The sequence below is a fragment of the Variovorax sp. Soil_C_12 genome (assembly GCF_057657375.1).
The window spans coordinates 181,380-201,566 of sequence record NZ_JBDGIO010000002.1 but is presented as its reverse complement, the minus strand read 5'-3'; the positions used below and the strand labels follow the sequence as shown (position 1 = coordinate 201,566).

General features: G+C 68.0%; 17 protein-coding genes and 2 pseudogenes. 8 read left to right on the top strand and 11 right to left on the bottom strand.

Translation table 11 applies throughout. The annotated features are described in order from the left end of the window. Positions 1–113 precede the first annotated feature (113 nt). Complete coding sequence (locus tag AC3A6X_RS05885) at positions 114–380, top strand: hypothetical protein (protein WP_487841281.1); 267 nt, start codon at positions 114–116, stop codon at positions 378–380. A 98-nt stretch (positions 381–478) separates the two neighbouring features. Here AC3A6X_RS05885 and AC3A6X_RS05880 read toward each other — a convergent pair whose 3' ends face one another. Together AC3A6X_RS05880 and AC3A6X_RS05875 are read right to left on the bottom strand one after the other, a co-directional pair. Continuing rightward, positions 479–904: a hypothetical protein gene (locus AC3A6X_RS05880; protein WP_487841280.1), complete on the bottom strand. Its 426-nt coding sequence runs from the start codon at positions 902–904 to the stop codon at positions 479–481. Between the two features lie 162 nt (positions 905–1,066). Further along, a complete protein-coding gene (locus AC3A6X_RS05875; RefSeq protein WP_487841279.1) occupies positions 1,067–2,194 on the bottom strand; it encodes a PI-PLC domain-containing protein in 1,128 nt (375 codons plus the stop codon). A 136-nt stretch (positions 2,195–2,330) separates the two neighbouring features. Here AC3A6X_RS05875 and AC3A6X_RS05870 point away from each other — a divergent pair. Next, positions 2,331–2,381: pseudogene (locus AC3A6X_RS05870) on the top strand (hypothetical protein); the annotation flags it as partial. Between the two features lie 187 nt (positions 2,382–2,568). Next, positions 2,569–2,904: a hypothetical protein gene (locus AC3A6X_RS05865; RefSeq protein WP_487841278.1), complete on the top strand. Its 336-nt coding sequence runs from the start codon at positions 2,569–2,571 to the stop codon at positions 2,902–2,904. A gap of 18 nt (positions 2,905–2,922) precedes the next feature. On the opposite strand, the gene AC3A6X_RS05860 is transcribed toward AC3A6X_RS05865, so the two are convergent. Beyond that, entirely contained in the window at positions 2,923–3,546 is a 624-nt protein-coding gene (locus AC3A6X_RS05860; RefSeq protein WP_487841277.1) for a Crp/Fnr family transcriptional regulator, read from the bottom strand. Between the two features lie 103 nt (positions 3,547–3,649). Then, positions 3,650–5,905, bottom strand: a complete 2,256-nt coding sequence (gene katG, locus AC3A6X_RS05855) for a catalase/peroxidase HPI (RefSeq protein WP_487841276.1) — start codon at positions 5,903–5,905, stop codon at positions 3,650–3,652. A gap of 326 nt (positions 5,906–6,231) precedes the next feature. On the opposite strand from katG, the gene AC3A6X_RS05850 reads away from it, so the two are divergent. The 4 genes and pseudogenes from AC3A6X_RS05850 (at position 6,232) to AC3A6X_RS05835 (ending at position 9,323) form a co-directional block, all read left to right on the top strand. Then, positions 6,232–7,965: a response regulator transcription factor gene (locus AC3A6X_RS05850; RefSeq protein ID WP_487841275.1), complete on the top strand. Its 1,734-nt coding sequence runs from the start codon at positions 6,232–6,234 to the stop codon at positions 7,963–7,965. A 106-nt stretch (positions 7,966–8,071) separates the two neighbouring features. After that, positions 8,072–8,732, top strand: a pseudogene (locus AC3A6X_RS05845) (ABC transporter ATP-binding protein); the annotation flags it as partial. Positions 8,733–8,737: 5 nt separating this feature from the next. After that, entirely contained in the window at positions 8,738–8,983 is a 246-nt protein-coding gene (locus AC3A6X_RS05840; RefSeq protein WP_487841274.1) for a HEAT repeat domain-containing protein, read from the top strand. After that, entirely contained in the window at positions 8,910–9,323 is a 414-nt protein-coding gene (locus AC3A6X_RS05835) for a HEAT repeat domain-containing protein (protein ID WP_487841273.1), read from the top strand. Before AC3A6X_RS05840 ends, AC3A6X_RS05835 begins: the two co-directional genes overlap by 74 nt. 117 nt (positions 9,324–9,440) lie before the next feature. On the opposite strand, the gene AC3A6X_RS05830 is transcribed toward AC3A6X_RS05835, so the two are convergent. From AC3A6X_RS05830 to AC3A6X_RS05800, 7 genes are all read right to left on the bottom strand, one after another. Then, on the bottom strand, positions 9,441–10,301 hold the full coding sequence (locus tag AC3A6X_RS05830) for an ABC transporter ATP-binding protein (RefSeq protein WP_487841272.1): 861 nt from the start codon (positions 10,299–10,301) through the stop codon (positions 9,441–9,443). A 24-nt stretch (positions 10,302–10,325) separates the two neighbouring features. Next, on the bottom strand, positions 10,326–11,138 hold the full coding sequence (locus AC3A6X_RS05825; protein WP_487841271.1) for an ABC transporter permease: 813 nt from the start codon (positions 11,136–11,138) through the stop codon (positions 10,326–10,328). Continuing rightward, the gene (locus tag AC3A6X_RS05820; protein ID WP_487841270.1) at positions 11,135–11,989 is read right to left on the bottom strand and encodes an ABC transporter permease; all 855 of its coding nucleotides are present in this window, start codon (positions 11,987–11,989) and stop codon (positions 11,135–11,137) included. The genes AC3A6X_RS05825 and AC3A6X_RS05820 overlap by 4 nt, the downstream gene beginning before the upstream one ends. Next, a complete protein-coding gene (locus AC3A6X_RS05815) occupies positions 11,979–13,085 on the bottom strand; it encodes an ABC transporter substrate-binding protein (protein ID WP_487841269.1) in 1,107 nt (368 codons plus the stop codon). Before AC3A6X_RS05815 ends, AC3A6X_RS05820 begins: the two co-directional genes overlap by 11 nt. A 24-nt stretch (positions 13,086–13,109) precedes the next feature. Next, on the bottom strand, positions 13,110–14,624 hold the full coding sequence (locus AC3A6X_RS05810) for an amidohydrolase family protein (protein WP_487841268.1): 1,515 nt from the start codon (positions 14,622–14,624) through the stop codon (positions 13,110–13,112). 126 nt (positions 14,625–14,750) lie between these two features. After that, positions 14,751–17,216, bottom strand: coding sequence for a response regulator (locus tag AC3A6X_RS05805; protein ID WP_487841267.1), 2,466 nt, complete (start codon positions 17,214–17,216; stop codon positions 14,751–14,753). A 31-nt stretch (positions 17,217–17,247) separates the two neighbouring features. Then, a complete protein-coding gene (locus tag AC3A6X_RS05800; protein WP_487841266.1) occupies positions 17,248–18,951 on the bottom strand; it encodes a SpoIIE family protein phosphatase in 1,704 nt (567 codons plus the stop codon). 225 nt (positions 18,952–19,176) lie between these two features. On the opposite strand from AC3A6X_RS05800, the gene AC3A6X_RS05795 reads away from it, so the two are divergent. Then, a complete protein-coding gene (locus AC3A6X_RS05795) occupies positions 19,177–20,130 on the top strand; it encodes a FecR family protein (RefSeq protein WP_487841265.1) in 954 nt (317 codons plus the stop codon). Positions 20,131–20,187 lie beyond the last annotated feature (57 nt).

Sequence of the window (20,187 nt, the reverse complement as noted above, 5' to 3'; positions counted from 1 at the left end):
ACGCTTGGGACCGGCTAAGACAAGAGGTTGAATCCGCCGGCGGGAGCGGAACCCTGCTGTGTTGCTAACATGGGTCGTTTGAATGGTCAACAAATAGAGAGAGCAGCAGCCGCATGCCGAATGAGTCGAACCGACGAGACGAACTGAAAAAGATGATGCTCTGTGCCTCGTGTGCGGGAATCCAGCGTAACTGGCGCCGCGCGCCCGGGCACGCCGAACTCGTGCAGATGTCCAGCCGCAAAGCGGAGCGCAGCGATGGTGACAGCGGCGGTCACGCGGTCACCATTACCAGCTATCGCTGCGACGCCTGCGGCACGCGGTGGGAGTACGAAAACGACAAGACGAACCAGCAAGCCGGCTGGTCGATCGTAGGACAGTAGGCTCGTTGCGGACAGATCGAAGCTCTGCTGTTGGCGCCGTTACGCGGCGTCATCGAGCGACCCGATCTGCAGTTCGCGACCCGCTGCGCTCGGCTTGCCTACACGTACTCCAAGAGGATCCTCGTGAGAGCTTCGGGCGCCAGCCGCGGAACATCGTGTGCGCAGTCGAGGCGATGCGTCGCCCATTCAGGGTCCAGTCGCAGACGTTCGTACAGTTCGATGAACGGACTTCCTTCCCAGCCGCATGCGGCGATGAAGGCTTTGCCGCGGACGTTGCGCCAATTACCGGTCAACTTGATCGCCTGCAGGAAAGTGGCCATTGGATGGGGACGGCATCGGCTGTCGAGATGGGCCGACGGCGCGCAAGTCAGACCATCCGCAACCGCGCCCGCTATGAAACGCTCCCGATAGTTCTGGGTGGCGAGCGACCAAACCGATGCACCGTTGTCCGGCACGTAGGCATCGGCGTAAACGATCGCGTCGACGTGCGATGGCTCCGATATGACGTTCGAGATTGGTTCCATTCGCAGGCTCGTCACCCAGCCCCGACAGCGTGAGCGCCTGGACTTCGTGGCCTTCACTCGATAGCGCATTGCTGACGGCTTCGAACGCCCAGGCTCCGTGCCAACCACCTGTCACCAAAATGAATCTTGCCATCCAATTTGTTCTCTCGAATGCGGCAGCGCTCACCAATTGATCGGCCAGGCACCCTTGATCTGGCTGCCGTGCACGCTGCCGTTCGCCTTCACGATCTGCTGGCTGGTTTCGTTCTTCACGAAATCATGTGAAATCACATTGACTGGCACAGACGCGTTGAACAGGTTGGTTCGGCTACCACGCGCCGACAGGTTCATGAGATCGGCCATCAGATCGCCGGTATTCGCGTGAGTGCCGCCTCCTTGGTTCGTCGCCGTCTTGGGAGCGGTGGTGTTTGCATGAATATTGCCGCCCCCAGTGAACTGCTGCTTGAGACTTCTCTGCGTGAGTTGCCAGTACACGAAGCACAGGTGGCCATTGTTGTTGCCGTGACCCAGATGCAGCGTCGCCGCCTGCACAGCCGCGTTCTTCACGACTTGCGTATCCGGACTGTCTGCGAACTGGCCGCAGCAGCACGCATCCGATTTGCTCGCGATGTTCTTGCTGTAGGTAAATAGCCAGGCGCTGTAATTCGTGTCTGCGCAGTACTTCTGAAAACTCTCATCGAAGATCAGCGCGACCTTGCTTCTCAGCGCGGACATCGGTGTGTTTCCCAGCGACGAGGCGACGCCAGGCGAGATGTGCTGAAGGATGTTGCCTCTGTTGGCTTTCGTCTTGTCATCAAGGTAGTGCTTGATCTCCTTCAAGACCTTTTTCGGCTCGGGGCAGTGCGAAAACCGTATCACGAGAAATTCGGTTCGGGTCCCGGGCAGGGTCACGAAACTGATCGCCTGGTCCAGGATCTGTTCGATGCTTGCACCATAGCCGCCGAGCCCGGGCGATTGCAGAATCCCCTTGGAGATGGCGCCTTCCTGAAATGCCGGCACATGCGCAGCACGAAGCTTCATCTTGTGGCCGTCCAGCTTGTTGGGTCTCAGGCTCTTTTCCCACGGCATCCATCGGGTCGGGGTCTTGTACATGCGGATGTCGAACCATCTCGCCCCAGCCTCGGCTTGCGCTCTGATGTCTCCGAGCTGCGCCGCGATGCTTGCGACAGGCATGAATGCATTCGTCACGAGCACGTTTCCGGTACTACCTGGGCTGGCCCAGACGCCTGCGTCGTGGGAACCAGGCATCACGATCTCTTTCAGAAGGGTAGCGTCCTCGATGTTGGACATCCAGTTCTTGATAGCGACCATTTGTCAGACCTCAGTTCATGGACCGACCGCATTGTGGAGCGATGCGCGTGCGTTCGTCCAGCCGGGCCCCCTTTCCGTGAACAGATCGGCGCGCTGATGGCCGCAGCCCGTGATCATGATCGGCTTCAACGACCATGTGGCCTGGAGCCGCACGGTGTCGGCCGGGCGCCGCTTCGGCCTGTTCGAGCCGGCGCTCGATCCCCAGGACCCCGACGCGCTATCGCGTCGACGGCGTCTTCGAGCCCATGGGGGGCCGCTCGCTGGCGATCGAGGCGCGGCGGCCCGACGGCAGCGTCGAGACCGTGCGCCGCACGCTCTACCGCACGCGCTTGCTGCAGTAAGACCGCCAGGGCGTGAAATGCTCCGCCTTGTTGCCGGTCCGGATCGCAGAGTTCGTCGATGCCGAGGGCATACTGTGGCTGCCGGCCGGCCTCGACAACTCCGCTTCTCACGTCTGCGATCCAGTGTCCATTCAAGTGCTTCGTGCAATCGCATTGCAGCCGCTTCCGGTGATGGTCCCGGACGGCGGCAGCGTCGATGCTGTCCGGGTTCTCTTCAAGGCCGGTCTCGTGAAGGCGGTGATTCCCAGACCGCAGCGCACCGTCGATGGCTACGAGCAATTGCCGGCGATGGTCACGGAGATCACCCACCTCGGGCGGATGATGCTCAGGCGCTTTCCCAAGCCGTAGAAGCCAGATTCCGGGCGCTCATTCCGATGTCGCGCAACGCCATGCCGGTGCCGTCCGCTGGGCGTCGCGCATCAATCGCTCTGCCACCAGTTCCAGGAAGAAGAAGCCGAACTTGGGATTCTGGTAGTACATCTGCCGCACCTCGTCGTAGGTCACGGACAGGAGCGAGCCTGCCTCTTCGCAGACGACGGTCTGCGTTCGCTTGTGCTCCCTGGTGATCAGGCCCAGCTCGCCGATGACTTCGCCTTGTCCCAGGGCGACATCGGCTTCCATCGCGCGAAAGCGCCCGCTCAGCACGAACAGCACCTCCGCAGCCGCGTCGCCCCGGCGAAAAAGCGTCTCCCCCGCCTGGACGGTCCTGCGGCGCGAGAAGGGCTTGAGCCACTCCATCGGGAGCTGGCTTCCGGAGATCTCCTCGATCTGCCGGGTCAGCTGCAGCAGCTGCCAGAGCCGCCACACGTTCAAGGGCAGGAGCGCCAGATGGAGCATCAGCACCGGGTAGACGTGACCAAAGGCACCGTAGCTGATGAAGGCCAGGTTGGACACGATGCCCACCATGCGCAGGTGCAGCATCGTCTTCATCGAGAAGGTGGTCAGCGTCATCAGCGCGCCGAGATACCCGAACGTCTCTGTCCATTGCATGGCGGGAGCTCCTTGTTTCAGTCGAGCACTGTCGAGGGACTCGCGCGGCGATTATTCGATTCGATGGATCTCCTTACCCCAGAGAGGTCACTGTGACAGCTGCTCAGCCGAGATCGAAGCGGTCGAGATTCATCACCTTGGTCCATGCGGCCACGAAGTCGTCGACGAACTTCTTCTTCGCATCCGAACTGCCGTAGACCTCCGCGATGGCGCGCAGCTGCGCATTCGAGCCGAAGACCAGATCGACGCGCGTGGCCGTCCACTTCAGTTCGCCCGACTTGCGATCCCGTCCTTCGAACTCCTCCTTGGCATCCGATGCGGCCTTCCACTCCGTGCCCATGTCGAGCAGGTTGGCGAAGAAGTCGTTGCTCAACGTGCCTGGCTTCTGCGTGAAGACGCCGTGGCGGGTCTGGCCCGCGTTGGCGCCGAGCACGCGCAAGCCGCCGATGAGCACCGCCATCTCCGGCGCGGTGAGTGTCAACAGTTGCGCCTTGTCGATCAGCAACGCTTCGGCCGGCACGCTGTAGCGTCCCTTCACGTAGTTGCGGAAGCCGTCCGCCACCGGCTCCAGCGGCGCAAAGGACTCCACGTCAGTCTGATTCTGCGAAGCATCCGTGCGCCCCGGCGAGAAGGGCACGGTGAGCGCCTGGCCGGCGTCCTTCGCGGCCTGTTCCACACCGGCATTGCCGGCCAGCACGATCAGGTCGGCGAGCGAGATCCTCTTGCCGCCGCTCTGTGCGCCATTGAACTTCTCGCGGATGCCTTCCAGCACCTGGAGCACCTTGGCCAGCTGCTCCGGTTCATTGACGGCCCAGTCCTTCTGCGGCGCGAGACGAATGCGCGCGCCGTTCGCGCCGCCGCGCTTGTCGGAGCCCCGGAACGTGGAGGCCGAGGCCCACGCGGTCGACACGAGCTGCGCGACTTTCAAGCCCGACGCCAGCACCTCCTTCTTGAGGGCCGCGACATCCTGCGCATCGACCAGCGGGTGGTCGACCTCGGGAACCGGGTCCTGCCAGATCAACTCTTCGGCCGGCACCTCGGGCCCCAGGTAGCGGGCCCGCGGCCCCATGTCGCGGTGCGTGAGCTTGAACCAGGCTCGCGCGAAGGCGTCGGCGAACTGGTCGGGGTTCTCCATGAAGCGCCGCGAGATCTTCTCGTAGGCCGGGTCGAAGCGCAGCGACAGGTCGGTGGTCAGCATGGTCGGCACCAGCTTCTTCGACGGGTCATGGGCGTGGGGAATGGTCGCGCCGGCGCCCTTGGCGACCCATTGGTGCGCGCCGGCGGGGCTCTTGGTCAGCTCCCACTCGTAGCCGAACAGGTTCCAGAAGAAGTTGCCGCTCCACTTGGTCGGCGTGGTGGTCCATGTGACTTCCAGGCCGCTAGTGATCGTGTCGCCCCCTTTGCCGGTGCCGAAGCCGTTCCTCCAGCCGAAGCCCTGTTCCTCGAGGTCCGCCGCTTCGGGCTCGACCCCGACGTGGGAAGCCGCGGCGGCGCCATGCGTCTTGCCGAAGGTGTGGCCCCCGGCGATCAAGGCCACGGTTTCCTCGTCGTTCATGGCCATGCGGCCGAAGGTGTCGCGGATGTCCCGGGCGGCGGCAATCGGGTCGGGATTGCCGTCCGGGCCTTCGGGGTTGACGTAGATCAGCCCCATCTGGACGGCGGCAAGCGGGTTCTCGAGATTGCGCGAGTGAATGTCGCCGTCCGCGGGCTCGTCGGCCGAGAGCACGCCGCCTTCCTTGTCCACGCCTTCCGAGCCGTGGGCGTAGCGCACGTCACCGCCCAGCCAGGTCGTCTCGCGGCCCCAGTACACGTCCTGGTCCGGCTCCCACACATCCGGGCGGCCGCCCCCGAAGCCGAAGGTCTTGAAGCCCATGGTCTCCAGGGCCACGTTGCCCGCGAGGATCATCAGGTCGGCCCACGAGATGTTCAGTCCGTACTTCTGCTTGATCGGCCAGAGCAGACGACGCGCCTTGTCCAGGCTGACGTTGTCCGGCCAGCTGTTGAGTGGCGCGAAGCGCTGCTGGCCGCGGCCGGCGCCGCCGCGGCCATCGCCGATGCGGTAGGTGCCGGCGCTGTGCCAGGCCATGCGAATGAACAGCGGACCGTAGTGCCCGAAATCGGCCGGCCACCAGTCCTGCGAGTCGGTCATCAGCGCGGCCAGATCCTTCTTCACCGCCGCGAAGTCGAGGCTCTTGAAGGCCTTCGCATAGTCGAAGTCATTGCCCATGGGGTCGGACTTCGAGGAATGCTGATGAAGCAGGTCCAGGCGCAGCTGCTTGGGCCACCAGTCGCGGTTGGCAGTGCCGCCGCCTGCGGCCTGGCTGAACGGGCACTTCGTTACGGTCTTTTCGTTGCTCATTGGAAGCACTCCTAGGCTTGGGATCGAGGTGGGAAGGGCATTCTGTGCCGGAATCCGGGGGGGCACGACCCAAAAAAGCCTATGGCTTCAATAGCGGCCGGGTTGGTTGTGCGCTTGGCCAGCGCCGCGCAAAAGCCGGTGCTGTTGATGGTGGACGAAGTCCAGACCTTGGGAGATGCAGAAGGGGGTGACCGCACCATTCGTGGTCGATGAGCTTGAAGATAGGCGCGACGCAGCAGCGGGGCGTCGGCCAGATCACCCAATTTCTCCGGCACCGGCGAATGGGTGCTTCTACCCAGAAGCCTGCGCAGTAAGATGACTTCGGCGTGCGCGCTGCCGCGCCGCCGTTCACCATGCCGCGCAAAGATCCGAAAGCGGCGGCCCGCTGCGAAGCTGGCGAAATGGAGCCGATGGGCAAGCCGGAAGCTCAGGCTCCCGACGCATTGGGCAGAGGCCGCGAGCACTACCGGCAACGCGCGTGGGCCGATGCTTACCGCACGCTCACGATCGCCGACCAGACGCTGCAGCTGAGCGGCGAGGATCTCGAATGCCTGGCGATGTCGGCGTACCTCATCGGCCGCGATGACGACTACCTGACAGTGCTCGACCGCGCGTACGCCGCGCACCTGGACGCCGGCGCCAGCGCACGCGCCGCGCGCTGTGCGGCGTGGCTGTCCCTTCGCTTGCTGTTCCGGGGCGAGACCGGCCACGCAAGCGGATGGCTGGCGCGTACCAGGCGGCTGCTCGAGGGCGAGAAGCGCGAAGGCGCTGCACACGGCTACGTCCTGCTGCCGCTCGCGCAGCAGCAGATCGTTGCCGGCGACTGGCGGGCCGCCTACGCCACCGCGGCGCGCGCCACCGACATCGGCGAGCGTTTCGGCGAGCGCGATCTGAGCGTATGTGCGAGACACCTGCAGGGTCGTATCCGCATCGAACAGGGGCGGGTTGCAGACGGGCTCGCACTGCTCGACGAGGCGATGCTCGCCGTCGTTGCGGGAGAGCTGTCGCCACTGGTCACGGGCCTGGTCTATTGCAGCGCGATCGAGGGCTGCGAGCAGGTCTACGCGCTGGACCGTACACGCGAGTGGACAGCGGCGCTGGCGCGCTGGTGCGGCGAGCAACCCGACATGGTCGCCTTCAGCGGTGTCTGCATGGTGCATCGGGCCGGCATCCTGCAGTTGCTGGGCGCCTGGCCCGATGCGATCGACGAAGCCCGGCGCGCCGGCGAGCGTTGTCTGCGGGCCTCGAACCGTCAAGCCGCCGCGGCCGCCTTCTACCGGCAGGCCGAGCTGCATCGACTGCGCGGCGACCTTGGCGCGGCCGAGGCCGCCTACCGCAGCGCGAGCAAGGGCGGGTGGGATCCGCAGCCGGGGCTGGCGCTGTTGCGGGTCGCGCAAGGCCGCCTCGCCGCGGCCCTCGCAGCGACCCGCCGCGCGCTCGAGGCCAGCACCGAAGCGCTCGCGCGAACCCGCCTGCTGCCGGCCCACATCGAGATCCTGCTCGACGCGGGCGAGATCCAGGAAGCACGCGAAGCCTGCCGCGAACTGGAACGGATCGCACAGGAGGTCGGTACGCCGGTGCTCGGCGCGCTGTCGGCGCAGGCGCGAGGTGCGATCGACCTGGCCGCAGGCGACGCGGGAGCCGCGCTCGGCGCCCTGCGCCGCGCCTGGCAGGTGTGGGAAGGGATCGACGCGCCGTACCTGCGCGCGCGCGTCGCGGAGTTGACGGCGCGGGCCTGCGCGGCATTGGGCGACAGTGACGGCCACGAGCTCCACCTGGCCACCGCCAGGACGGTGTTCGAGGCACTCGGGGCGGCGCCGGACCTTGCGCGTCTCGACGCGCCTGCGCGGGACGAATCGTCGGGCGCGCACGGGCTGACACGGCGCGAGCTGCAGGTGCTCCGCCTGGTCGCCGCCGGCAAGACCAACAAGGCCATCGCCGCCGAGCTGTTCCTGAGCGGCAAGACCGTCGATCGCCACGTCAGCAACATCCTGACCAAGCTGGACCTGCCGTCGCGGGTCGCGGCCACCGCGTACGCGTACCGGCACCAGATCGTCTGAGGCCATCGCCCCGGGGCGGTCTGCCTTTCGACTGCCTTTCAGCGACGAGGCGGGCAAGTCCCGGTCCGGAGCCAGGGCGAGCGATGGCACCATGAGGGGCATGAAGCTGGCGGGCCACCTCGCGCCTTCGCGCGGCAGCCTGCGGCTCGACGGGGCTGCCATCGCAGGGCCCGATCCCGACCGCGGGCTCGTGTTCCAGCACCACACGCTCTTCCCTTGGAAGACGGTGCTCGACAACGTCGGCTACGGCCTCAAGATGAAAGGCGTGCCGCACGCCGAACGCGAAGGCCGTGCGCGCGAGCTGCTGCAGCTCGTGGGGCTCGAGGGCTTCGAGCAGCGCTATCCGCGCGAGCTCTCCGGCGGCATGCAGCAGCGGGTGGAGATCGCCCGCGTGCTGATCAACCACCCCGGCGTGCTGCTGATGGACGAGCCCTTCGGCGAGCCGCGCCCGCATGCAGGAGTTGCTGCTGGACCTCTGGACGCACATGCGCACCACCGTCGTCTTCGTCACGCACGACATCGACGAGGCGCTGTTCCTGGCTGACCGCGTGCTGGTGCTCGGCCCGCGGCCGGGCCGCATCGTGGAGGAACTGGCGGTGCGCTTCGCCCGGCCACGCGATGCCGCGCTGCTGACCCATCCCGACTTCGTTGCGCTGAAGCGCCGCAGCCTCTCGCGGCTGCGGCACGAGGGCGATGCGCCGCGGCTCGAGCGGCTCACGCCGCTGGGTCCGCCCGAGGCGCAGGCGCAGTGGCGCTTCTCGATCTGAACCCCATGACAAGCCTGAATTCGCAAGACCCTGCGATGGACGACCTGCTGCGACGCCTGCAAAGCCCCGATGCCGGCGTGCGCCGCGTTGCCGTGCTCGACTTCGCCGACCTGGAGGACGAGGCGGTGCTGCCCGCGCTGGCAGCCCTGCTGCGCGGCGACCCCGAGCCCACGCTGCGTGCCGAGGCCGCGCGCGCTTGCCGGCTGGGACGACGCCGAGGTGGTGGATGCGCTGGCCGCCGCGCTGCGTGACCTGCCCGAGGTCCGCGAGGCCGCCGCCCAATCGCTCACCGAGCTGAAGGACCCGCGCGCCGGTGCGCGCCTGCTGCCGCACGCGGCCGACGCCGACGCCTTCGTCTGTGGTGCGGCGCTGCGCGGCCTGAAGGAACTGCGCGTGCCGGGCGCGGCCGGGCCGGCCATGGCCGCGCTGCGCCGTCCCGAGCCCGCCGTGCGCCGCGAGGCGGTGGGCGTGTTCGGCTGGCTCAAGCATGCGCCCGCATTGCCCTTACGAGCTTTCGCTTGCCGCCAGCACCGCAGGCCTTTCCGATCGGCGCCCGACTCAGGCCGCCAGCCGCTGAGCGGGTTCGTGTAGCCGACGCCCGGGCCGGTGCCGGCGCGCTTCGCGAGCATGAACGTGTTCGCCTGCGTCGCGTTGTCCATCAATACCCCTGTACCACGCGCTCCGACAAAATTCACGACGTTGACCTGCCTACCAGGCCAGCTGCAGCCGCCCCGGCAGCCCGATGCCGGGCCGCTCGGCCGGCGGTGCGACGGCGGGCGACGCATCGGCGCCGACGTCGAGGAAGTCGCCCAGCACGTCGTCGCGCAGTGCGATGAAGGCCGGGTCGCTGCGGTTGCGCGGGTGCGGCAGGTCCACCTCCACGATGCGCCGGATGCGCCCCGGCGAGGGCTGCATGACCACCACGCGATCGCCGAGGAAGACGGCTTCCTCCACATCGTGCGTGACCAGCAGCATCGTGATGCGCTCCTTCTGCCAGATGCGCTGCAGCTCGTTCTGCAGCCGCGAGCGGGTGAGCGCGTCCAGTGCGCCGAAGGGCTCGTCCAGCAGCAGCACGCGCGGCCGGTTGACCAGCCCGCGCGCGATCGCCACGCGTTGCGCCATGCCGCCGGAGATCTGGTGGGGAAAGGACTTCTCGAAGCCTTCGAGGCCGACCAGCGCCACATGCTCGGCCACGAGTTCTCGCTTCTGCGTGGCACTGAAGGGGGCATTGCGCAGGCCGACCGCGATGTTCTGTTCCACCGTGAGCCAGGGAAAGAGGCGGTGGTCCTGGAACACGATGCCGCGCTCGCGGCCGGTGCCCGAGACCGGCTGGCCGTCCAGCAGGATCTGGCCTTCGTACTGCGCGTCGAGGCCGAGGATCAGCCGCAGCAGGGTGGACTTGCCGCAGCCGCTGGCGCCGACGATGCTGACGAAGCGCCCGGCCGGCACGTGCAGGTCGATGCCTTCGAGCACCTGCAGTTCGCCGCCGCTCGCCTGCGTGCTGGCGTAGCGCTTGCCGAGGCCGCGGATGTGGAGTTCGTGGGTGGGATTCGCAAGGGTGGAGGTCATGGGAGGTGAGTTCTTTCTGCGCCTTCAGGTGCGCCCGGTCCAGCGGGCCAAACGACGTTCGACGGCGCGGGCCGCGGCGTTCATCGACCAGCCGACGAGGCCGATCACGAACATGCCGAAGATCACCAGGTCCATCTGGAAATGCTCGCTGCCTTCGATCAGCGTGTTGCCGATGCCGCGGCCGGCCACGAGCAGGTACTCGGCGCCGATGGTGGCGAGCCACGAATAGATGAGCGCCAGGTAGACGCCGGTGAAGATCGACGGCAGCGCCGCCGGCAGCACCACCTGCGTGACGGTCTGCCACCGCGTGTAGCCGTAGACCCGCGCCACCTCCAGCAGGGCTGGGGGCGTGGTGCGGATGCCGTCGCAGGTGTTGACCACCACCGGCACCAGCGCGGCCAGCGAGAGGAACACCACCTTGGCGACGTCGCCGAGCCCGAACCAGACCGAGATCAGCGGAATCCAGGCGAACAGCGAGACCTGCTTGAAGGTGTTGAAGCTCGGGCCGACGATGCGGTTGGCGAGCGTCGAGAGGCCGAGCAGCGCGCCGAGCAGAAGCCCCAGCATGGCGCCGATGACGAAGCCCGTCGCCTCGCGCGCCAGGCTCGCGCCGAGGGCGCGCCAGAGCCGGCCGCTCGCCACCTGGTCGACTGCGGTGGCGAGCACCTTGCCGGGCGACACCAGCAGCGCCGAGTTGACCAGGTCGGCCGAAGACAGCGCCCACCACAGCGCGACGGCGGCCACCGGCAGCACCAGGCCGCGCCAGCGGGTGCGCTCGGCCGGCTGCAGGGGCTGTACCGCGGCGAGTTCGGCCGCGTCGCGTGCCGGGCCGCTCATCGCGCCGCTCCCGGCCGCCGGCGGTGCGCGAAGGATTCGAGCGCATCGAGCAGCCGGTCGATCGCATAGCCGATCGCGCCGACCACCACCACGGCCGCCATCACGAGGTCGAGCTGGAACAGCTGGCGGCCGTAGACGATGAGGTAGCCCAGCCCCTCGCTCGAGGCCACGAGCTCGACCACCACCAGCGACAGCCAGGCCTTGGTGAAGCCCAGCCGCAGGCCGGTGAAGAGCGTGGGCACGGCATGCGGCAGCACGATCTCCAGCACCTGCTGGCGCCGGCTGTAGCCATAGACCTGGCCCACCTCGCGCAGCGCTGCCGGCGTCTGCCTGAAGCCCTGCAAGGTGTTGAGGGCCACAGGCACCAGCGCCGCCTTGGCGATGAGGATGTACTTGAGCGGCTCGCCGATGCCGACGATCAGCAGCACGAAGGGCAGCCACGCGAGCACCGGGATCTGCACCAGCGCGTTGAAGCTGGGCAGCACATAGGCCTCTATGCGTTTCGAAAGGCCCATGGCCGAACCCAGCAGCAGGCCCAGCGCACTGCCGGCGGCAAAGCCGACCAGCACCCGCGCCAGGCTGGCGCTCACGTGGAGCTGGAGTTCGCCACCGCTCGCGAGATCGCGCAGCGTCTCCCAGACGAACTGCGGCGAAGGCAGGACCTGATGTGAGATCCAGCCTTGCGCAGCGCCGATGGCCCAGAGCGCGAGCAGTGCGAAGGGCAGAAGCCATGGCAGCAGCGCGTCGCCGATCCGCCGCCAGGGCAGCGGCGCAGCGCGAGTTGCATCGGGTTGCTCGATGTCGAGGCCGGCGACTTGCACCGGCGCCGTGACCACGCGCTCAGCGCTCATTGACCGCTACCGACTGCTTGGCCCTGGGCTGGCCCTTGGCGTCGTACGCCGTCCAGTAGTTCTCCAGGCCTTGCTTCTTCAGCGCGTTCTGCAGGTAGCGCGTCTCGAACCACCCGTCGACGGCCACCTCGCGGCGGATCAGCTTGAGCTTGAGCGCATCCGCGACCACGGCCTTGTAGCGCCCGACGATGAAGTCGTCGAACAGCGGCGAGTTGCGGTCGGCCAGCGACTGCTTGTCGAACTCGGCCGTCCAGGACGCGACCGGGGTGCCGCTCTTGGCCCAGATCCGAAACAGCTCGTCGCGGTTCTTCTCTTCCGAAGACCAGTGCGCGGCGCGCACGAACACGTCGACCACGCGCTGTACTTCGGCCTGGTTGGCTTCCTCGAACTCGCTGCGCACCAGCAGCGACGCCTGCCGCGTGAGCGCCGGGTCCTGGCCCTGCGTCGAATAGATGACCTTCGCCAGCCCCTGGTCGCGCACCTTGAACCACTCGTAGCCGCCGAAGGCTGCATCCACGCCGTTGGACACCAGCGCGGCCTGGGCGCTCCCGGTGTCGAGGTTGACGCCCTTGATGTCACGCTCGGCCAGCCCGTTGGCGGCCAGCACGTTGATGGCGACGAGATGGCCGTTGGTGCCGCGGAAGATCGAGACCTTGCGGTCCCTCAGGTCCTTGACCGAACGAATGTCGGAGGCGGTCGGTGCAACCACATAGAGGTTGTTGCGTGCACCACTCACCAGCAGCAGCCTGGTTTTCAGGCCGTTGGAGCGGCCGACGATCGACGGCAGGTCACCCTGATAGGCAAAGTCGATCTGCTTGTTCGACAGGGCTTCGTTCACGGCCGGGCCAGCGCCCTTGAAGAACAGCCACTCGACCTTGATGCCCGAGGCCTTGAACTCTTCTTCGAGCCAGTGGTTGACGCGCACCACGCCGCCGGGCGAGCCGCCCCAGGTGACGGGTTCGCCGCCACCGGCGGTGGCGACGCCGATGCGGATCACCTCGGGTGCGGCCTGCACCGGCGCGGCGGCGAGTGCGGACAAGGCCAGCACGAACAATGCCGAGGCCGATCGGTGCAGAAGGGACAGGGTCTGCCGCATGTTTCTTCTCCTCTGGTGTCGTGTTCAGGGCGCGGCGGTCGCCAGCTTGCGCCCGACCTCCGTGCCTTCGAAGAAGCGCGGGTTGGCCTCGGTGTAGAAGCGGTGCGGGTTGTCGAACACCAGGGCCTTGAAGTCGCCCCCGGCGATCACGCCCTGCTCGACCAGGTCCCAGCTCTCGGCCAGCGGCTCGGTGAACTCGGGCACGTCCCAATGGCCGACGTCGGAGGACCAGATCGCATTGATCTTCGCGCCCAGCGGATTCACGCGGGTGTTGAAGGCCGCGGCCACGGTGCGGTCGTCGGCCTCGGAGCCGAAGTAGAAGTTGCTGACCCAGCGGTCGCGGATGTCCTCCACCTTCTCGATGCCGGCCAGCGCGAAGTCGTCGATCTCCGACGCATCGGGCTCGCGGCTGTGGGGCAGGGCGGAGATGCCGAGGCTGTCGCGCAGCAGCGTGGACTCGTAACCCGGCCGGCCCTTGATGTAGTCGGCACCGTAGCGCTCGAACAGCGAGGCCAGCAGCGCCACATCGGCCTCGGCGGGATCGTAGTTGCGCACCGCCACCCGGTTGCGCTTCTCCCAGCGGTCGACCAGGTGCGTGTAGACATGCGCGCCCCAGTCGGCACCGCCTTCGAGCAGGCCCACCCGCAGGCCGGGGAAGCGCCGTGTCACGCCGCCGAAGAACAGCGCCTTGGCGAAGGCCTGCGAACCATCGGCGAAATGGCCGATGTGGTTGTTCATGTAGTTGCTGATCGATTGGCGGCCGGTCCAGCCCTGGCTGCCGTAGTGCGTGGTGACCGGCACGCCGAGCTCGACCACCTTGGCCCAGAAGGGGTCGTAGTCGTGCTCGCTGTCGATGCCGTAGAAGTCGATGTAGCCGGCTTGCCTGGCGATCTCCGGATGCTCCTTGGCCGGGTACTTGTCGGCGATGGCGCGGATCGGCCGGCGCACGCCGCCGGCGATGTTGATGACCTTGAGCCCGAGCGTCTTGACCGCAAACTCGAGTTCCTCGATGCCCTCCTGCGGCGTGTGCAGCGGGATGCCGGCCACCGGCGTCAGGCGGTCCGCATAGGCGCGGTACTGGTCGGCATGGAAGTGGTTGATGGCGCGGTGCAGCGGCTGCCGGTACTCGCTGCCGGCCGCGGCCGGCGAGAGCACGTCGTTGGGGAACAGCACCGAGTAGTCCGAGCCCTGCTCGGCCAGGCGCTCGTACAGCAGCGCGGGCAGCGTGTAGGTCGCGAGGTCGTAGGTGTTGCGCGTCACGCGTGCCCACCACGGGGCGCGCAGGGTACGGTGGTATTGGCGCTCCTCGGGCGTTTGCTGGTACCAGTCCTTGCCGCCGCCGGTGCGGGTGACGAAGCGGCCGCCGAGGGCCTTGCGCAGGGCGTCGACCAAAGCGTTGCCGCCGTAGTGCTGGATGTAGTCCTCGAGCACCGGCGCATAGTCGTTGACGTGCACGTCGGTGTCGATCACCGGATGCTGGAGGCGGGCCTTGACGGCGGCGGAACGCGATGCCTGCACGCGGCTCAAGCGGTCATTCATGGGGAAAACTCCTCGTAGGGGGACGGACGCTGCAGGCTACGTGCGGCAGCGCCTGTTCCCAACGAAGGCTTTTGCGCATGCTTAGCCGGTGCGCGCATATGGCTGCGCGACCGGCGAATGCGCCCGTCAGGCCGCCTGCTTGCGACCCTCGAAGTAAGCAGCCAGACGCGCCCGTTCCTGCTCGAAGCCCGGCATGCCGGCGAGCACCGCCTTCCAGTCGCCGTTGCGGCTGGCGCGCTCGATGGTCTCGCAGGCGGCCGCGAACGCGAGCGCGCCCACCATCTTGCTGGCGCCCGCCATGCGGTGGGCGAACTGGGTGACCTGGGCGACGTCGTCCGTGGCCACCGCCTGCCGGAGTCCGCCCGAGTCGTCCTCGCAGGTCCGCCGGAAGGCGGCGAGGACCTCGCCCACCATCGACGCGTCGCCGCCGCAGGTGGCCGTGAGGAGCGCCTGGTCGATCGGGCCGGCGGAGGCGCCCGCCGGGCCCGATCCGGCGGGCGCGGCGAGCGGCGACGTGGCCTGAGGCAGCGGCAGCCATCGGTCGAGCTTGTCGATCAGCTGCGCCAGCTCCACCGGCTTGACCAGGAAGGCGTCCATGCCGGCGGCCAGGCAGGCCTCGGCCTCCCCCTGCAGCGCGTTGGCGGTGCAGGCGATGATCGGCACGCGCTCGCGCTTCTCTTCGGACTCCACCCGGCGGATGCTGCGCGCCAGTTCGTAGCCGTCCATGTGCGGCATGTGGCAGTCGGTGATGACCAGCCCGAAGCGGCCCGACTTCCACATCTGCAGGGCCTGGACGCCGTCGTCGGCGGTCTGCGCGGCATAGCCCAGCGTTCGCACCTGGCGCAGCAGCAGCATGCGGTTGACGGGGTGGTCGTCCACCAGCAACACCAGCGTGCCTTCGGTCTCGGCTTGCGCGGTGCCGGGCGCCATGCGGCGCATCGCCGAGCCCGCCGGGAGCGCGCGCGCGCCGTCGGCGCCGCTGCCCGGCAGGGGCTCGGCGACGGGCAGCGACAGTTCCAGGCTGATCGTCGAGCCCTTCCCCGGCGCGCTCTCGAGGTTGATCGAGCCGCCCATCATCTGCGCCAGCTGCCGGGAGATGACCAGCCCCAGGCCGGTGCCGCTCGGGCGTTTGCGCGCCTCGTCGCCCTCCGCCTGGCTGAAGGGCTGGAACAGGCGCTGCTGGTCCTCGGGCGAGATGCCGATGCCGGTGTCCTTCACCTCGAAGCGCAGGCTCTCCTGTCCGCCCGAGCGCCCCAGCCATTGCACGTTGATGTCGATCCAGCCCTCGGAGGTGAACTTGATCGCGTTGCTGACGAAGTTGTTGAGGATCTGGCGCAGGCGCACCGGATCGACCCGCAGCGCCGGACTGACGCGGGGGTCGACCATCCGCCGCACGATCAGGCCCTTGCTGCTGGCATTGCCCAGGTAGATGCTTTGCACCTCCTCGATCAGGCGCTTGATCGACACGACCTCGGGACGCACCTCCAGCTTGCCGGCCTCGATTTTCGAGAAGTCGAGGATGTCGTCGATGATGCGCAGCAGCGAGCGGCTCGATTCCCGCACCAGCCCGAGCGTCTCGCGCTGCTCGGCGTCCAGCTCGGTCAGGCTCAGGAGCTCCAGCATGCCGAGCATGCCGTTCATGGGGGTCCGGATCTCGTGGCTCATGGTGGCCAGGAAGGTGCTCTTGGCGCGATTGGCGGCTTCCACCTCGGCGCTGCGCTGCGCCAGGGTCACGTTCAGCCGCTCGATCTCGCGCTCCTTCTTCTTTCTTTCGGTGACGTCTTCCGACATGGTCAGCACGTAGCGCGGCTGACCGGCCTCGTCGAGGATCGGGATTTTCTTGGCGTGGAGGACGTGCACGCTGCCATCGCGGGTATGCAGTTCCTCCTCGGGGATGTCCACTTCCCGGCCCAGCGCCAGCGCTTCCCTGTCCTTGGCCGTGAAGAAGTCGGCCTCCTCCTTGGAGCTGACGAATTCGTAGGCCGTCTTGCCCAGCAACTCCTGCTGGGTGCGCCCCGTCAGCGTCTCCATGGCACGGTTGACGCGGATGACCTTGAGGTCCTTGGCGTCCTTGACGATGACCTGGTAGGGGATGTGATGGATCACCGAGTTCAGGAACGCGTTGGCCGTCTCCAGTTCGGCGGTGCGCAGGTGAACGCGCGCCTCCAGGTCGGCGTTCAGGGCGCGCAAGTCGTCTTCCACCTCGCGCAGCGCCGCCATATGCTGCCGTTCGGCGATCGCTCGCCGCACCGAGTAACCCAGCCGGCGCAGGCGTCGCTTGATGACATAGTCCGTGGCGCCGGCCTCCAGGCACTCCACGCCCTCCTCCTCGGACATCAACTCGGTGGTCACCACGATCAGGAGAATGCCCGGGTGCTGCTGCAACACCTGCCGCAGCAGCGCCATGCCGCCGACTTCGTAGTCGCACAGCACCAGGTCGAAGGCTTGCCGCTGCAAGGCCGCGATGAAGTCCTCCCGGGTTTGCACCCACGTGATGTCGCAGGCCAGGTCCTCGGCCCGCAGCCCGGCCCCGATGCGCTGCGCATCGGCCGCGTCGTCCTCGAGATGCAGCACGCGGATGGCGGTGGTCATTGGGCGAACCCCTTGGGACGGGCGGCGGGGCTCATCTCGGCCCGTCCTGCTCGCCGCGCAGCGACTCGACGACGTCCTTGAACTCCTCGCGGTTGCGTTCGCTCAGCGCGGACAGGGCCTCGTGCGCCTTGAGGATGCGCTTCTGCACCACGGCCTGCTCGCCCCCCGCGCCCAGCGCGTAGAGCTCGGGCGCGGCCGGGACGTCATCGCGGATCGCGGCCAGCACCTGCTCCATGCTCAGTTCCTCGAACAGGGCCCGCACGGCAGGCGTCACCCCGGCGAGCACCACGCCGCCGCGGGCGACCAGCTCGTGCACCGTGCCGAGACAGGTGCTGTCCATGTACTCGCAGGCGGACAGCTCCAGCACCAGGGGGCGGCCCCCGTTCAGCACCGCCAGGGCCGTCTCGTGGAAGGCATCGCAGTGCATCCAGCTGGCCCGGCCGCGCAGCGCCAGATAGGCGGCAGCCACGGTTTCGCCATAGAACACCGCCTCGCCCTCGGGCCGCGGCGCGCCGGATGCGGCCGCCGCGGGGAGCGAGGCACCGTTGTCGAACCAGGAGGCGCCCGCGTGCGCGTCGATGAGCAGGATGGTCACGTCGTCCCGGTCCGCGCCCGCCGGAGCATCGCCGTGAAGCAGGGTCATCGCCTCCTGCGCACTGGAGAGCGGCTTGGCGAGCACCTGCTGCAGCAGCTCCAGCTCGTGCTCCGAGCCGGAGGGCAGCAGCCCATCGGTGTAGAGGAGGATGCGGTCGCCCGCCAGGAGCTGGAGGCGCTCCTGTGCGAAGTGCGCGTCCGGCGCCAGCCCGAGCGCGGGCCCGGTGCGGCGGATCAGGCGCGTGTCGCGGCCTTCGCGTGCGTGCAGCACGGGCGGATGGCCCGCGGAGGCCAGCGTGAGGCTCGCGTCCGAGGTGTCCAGCAGGCCGAAGACGGCCGTGAGGAACAGCCCGGGCGCGGCGTGCGTCTCGCAGATCGAGCGGTTCACGGCGGCCAGGACCTCTGCCGGCGGCAGCGCGAGGCCCGTCGCCGGGTCCACCAGGACCAGCCGCTGCTTGAACAGCACCGAGAGCATCGCCGAGGTCACGCCGTGGCCGGTGGCGTCGGCCAGGTAGAAGGCGAGGTGATGCTCGCCCAGCCGGATCACGTCGTAGAGGTCGCCGCCCACATGCTGCCCGGGGCGGTAGACCGCCTGGATGCAATAGCCCTCCATGGGGGGCGGGCTGCGCGGCAGCAAGGCGCGCTGGATCACTTCCGCCCGCTCGAGGTCGCGGCGCAGCACTTCGGAGGTCTCCTCGAGTTCGCGGACCTTGCGCTGCAGCTCCCGGTGCAGCCGCTCGCGTTCGGCCAGCAGTTGCCGCCGCTCGAGCGCATTGCGCACCGCGACCGCCATTTCTTCCGAGCGCGGCGACTTGGGCAGGAAGTCGAAGGCGCCCAGCCGGATCGCGGCCACCGCCGAGTCGAAGGTCTCCAGCCCCGAAAGCACGATCCACATGGCGTCCGGCACGGCCTGGCGTCCCCAGCGCAGCAGCTCCAGGCCGTCCATGCGCGGCATCATGATGTCGGTCAGCACCAGGGCGACCTCCGGGTGCTCGCGCAGGACCTCCTGCGCCGCGATGCCGTCGGCAGCCTCCAGCACCGGCGCGCAGCCCAGGCTTTGCAGCGCCACCTTCACCATCAGGCGGGCCACTGGCTCGTCGTCCACCACCAGCGCAACGGGAGGGACAGGGTCGAGGTTCAAGAGAGTCCTCTGACGTGCAAAAAGGAATTCTCGGAGCCGGCGGGCGCGATGGCAAGCGGCTTGGGCAGTCCCGCAACGGACGGCGCCTCCCCCTCCAATGTGAGGACGTCAGCCGGGAAAACGACGAACACGCCGCGTGGGGACTTCGCTAACATGTGCTGTCACATTGGCTGACAACCAGATTCACCAGATTCAATGGTGGCCAATGGCCAGCGGAGGAACGTCTTGCGGCTCACCAAGAAATCGTTCGGGTCTTTCGTGCTGTGCGTCGCGAGCCTGTTCGCGTCGTCGCCGGCCTGGGCGCAGGCTGCCAGCATCGTCGGCATCGTCGAAGGCAGTGCCACGCTGATTCGCCAGACCACGCGCCACACGCTCGCCGAGGGCGTATTGCTGAAAGAACAGGACATCATCGAGACGGCACCCGGTGCCTTCGTCCAGATCGAGCTCCCCGGGGACGTTCTCGTCGGCATCGGCGAATCGACCAGGCTGATGCTGCGGCCCCGCGTCGGCAAGGGGCTCACGGCGCCGCCGCTGTACCTGCTCCAGGGCTGGCTCAAGGCCAGCACCGGCGGGGCCTTCGCGTTTGCCAGCCCGGCATTCGAGCTCGCGACGCAGGCCGCCAGCACCGTGGTCTACACGACGGGCACGGCGTACGAGGTGTTCGTCGAAAGCGGCACCGCCAAGCTGACGCTGCGCGAAGGCGGCCAGACGGTATCGCAGCTGGCCAGCGGCGACTTCGCACAGCGGCGCGAGGGCGCCACGCCGACGGTCGCGCGGCGTGCCGCGCCCGAGTTCCTGGCCAAGGTGCCGCGCCAGTTCCGCGACCGGCTGCCCGCGCGCGGCGAGCAGTTCGCCAAGCGCCCCGTCGCGCCCAAGGCGCTCGGCGAGATCAACTACACCGACGTGGCCGCCTGGCTGCGCACCGAGCCGGGCCTGCGTCTGCCGCTGCTGCCGCTGTGGAAGCCGCGAGCAGCCGCCGACCCGGGCTTCCGCGCCGCTGCCAAGGCCGAACTGGCGCGGCACCCCGAATGGGAACCCTATGCGGACCCCGAGGGTTACGCGCGCCGCATGGCCGAAGAGGCCGAGCGCCGGCGCGCCCGGGAGGCCGCGCGCCGGGCCGCCGCGGCGGCGGCGGCCGCTGCCGCCCAGGGCACCAGCGCGGGCTCGGGTAAACCATAGTGAACCGTCGCGAGTCTTGCCGCAACTCAGCGACCACAGACAGCAGGACTGGAGTAC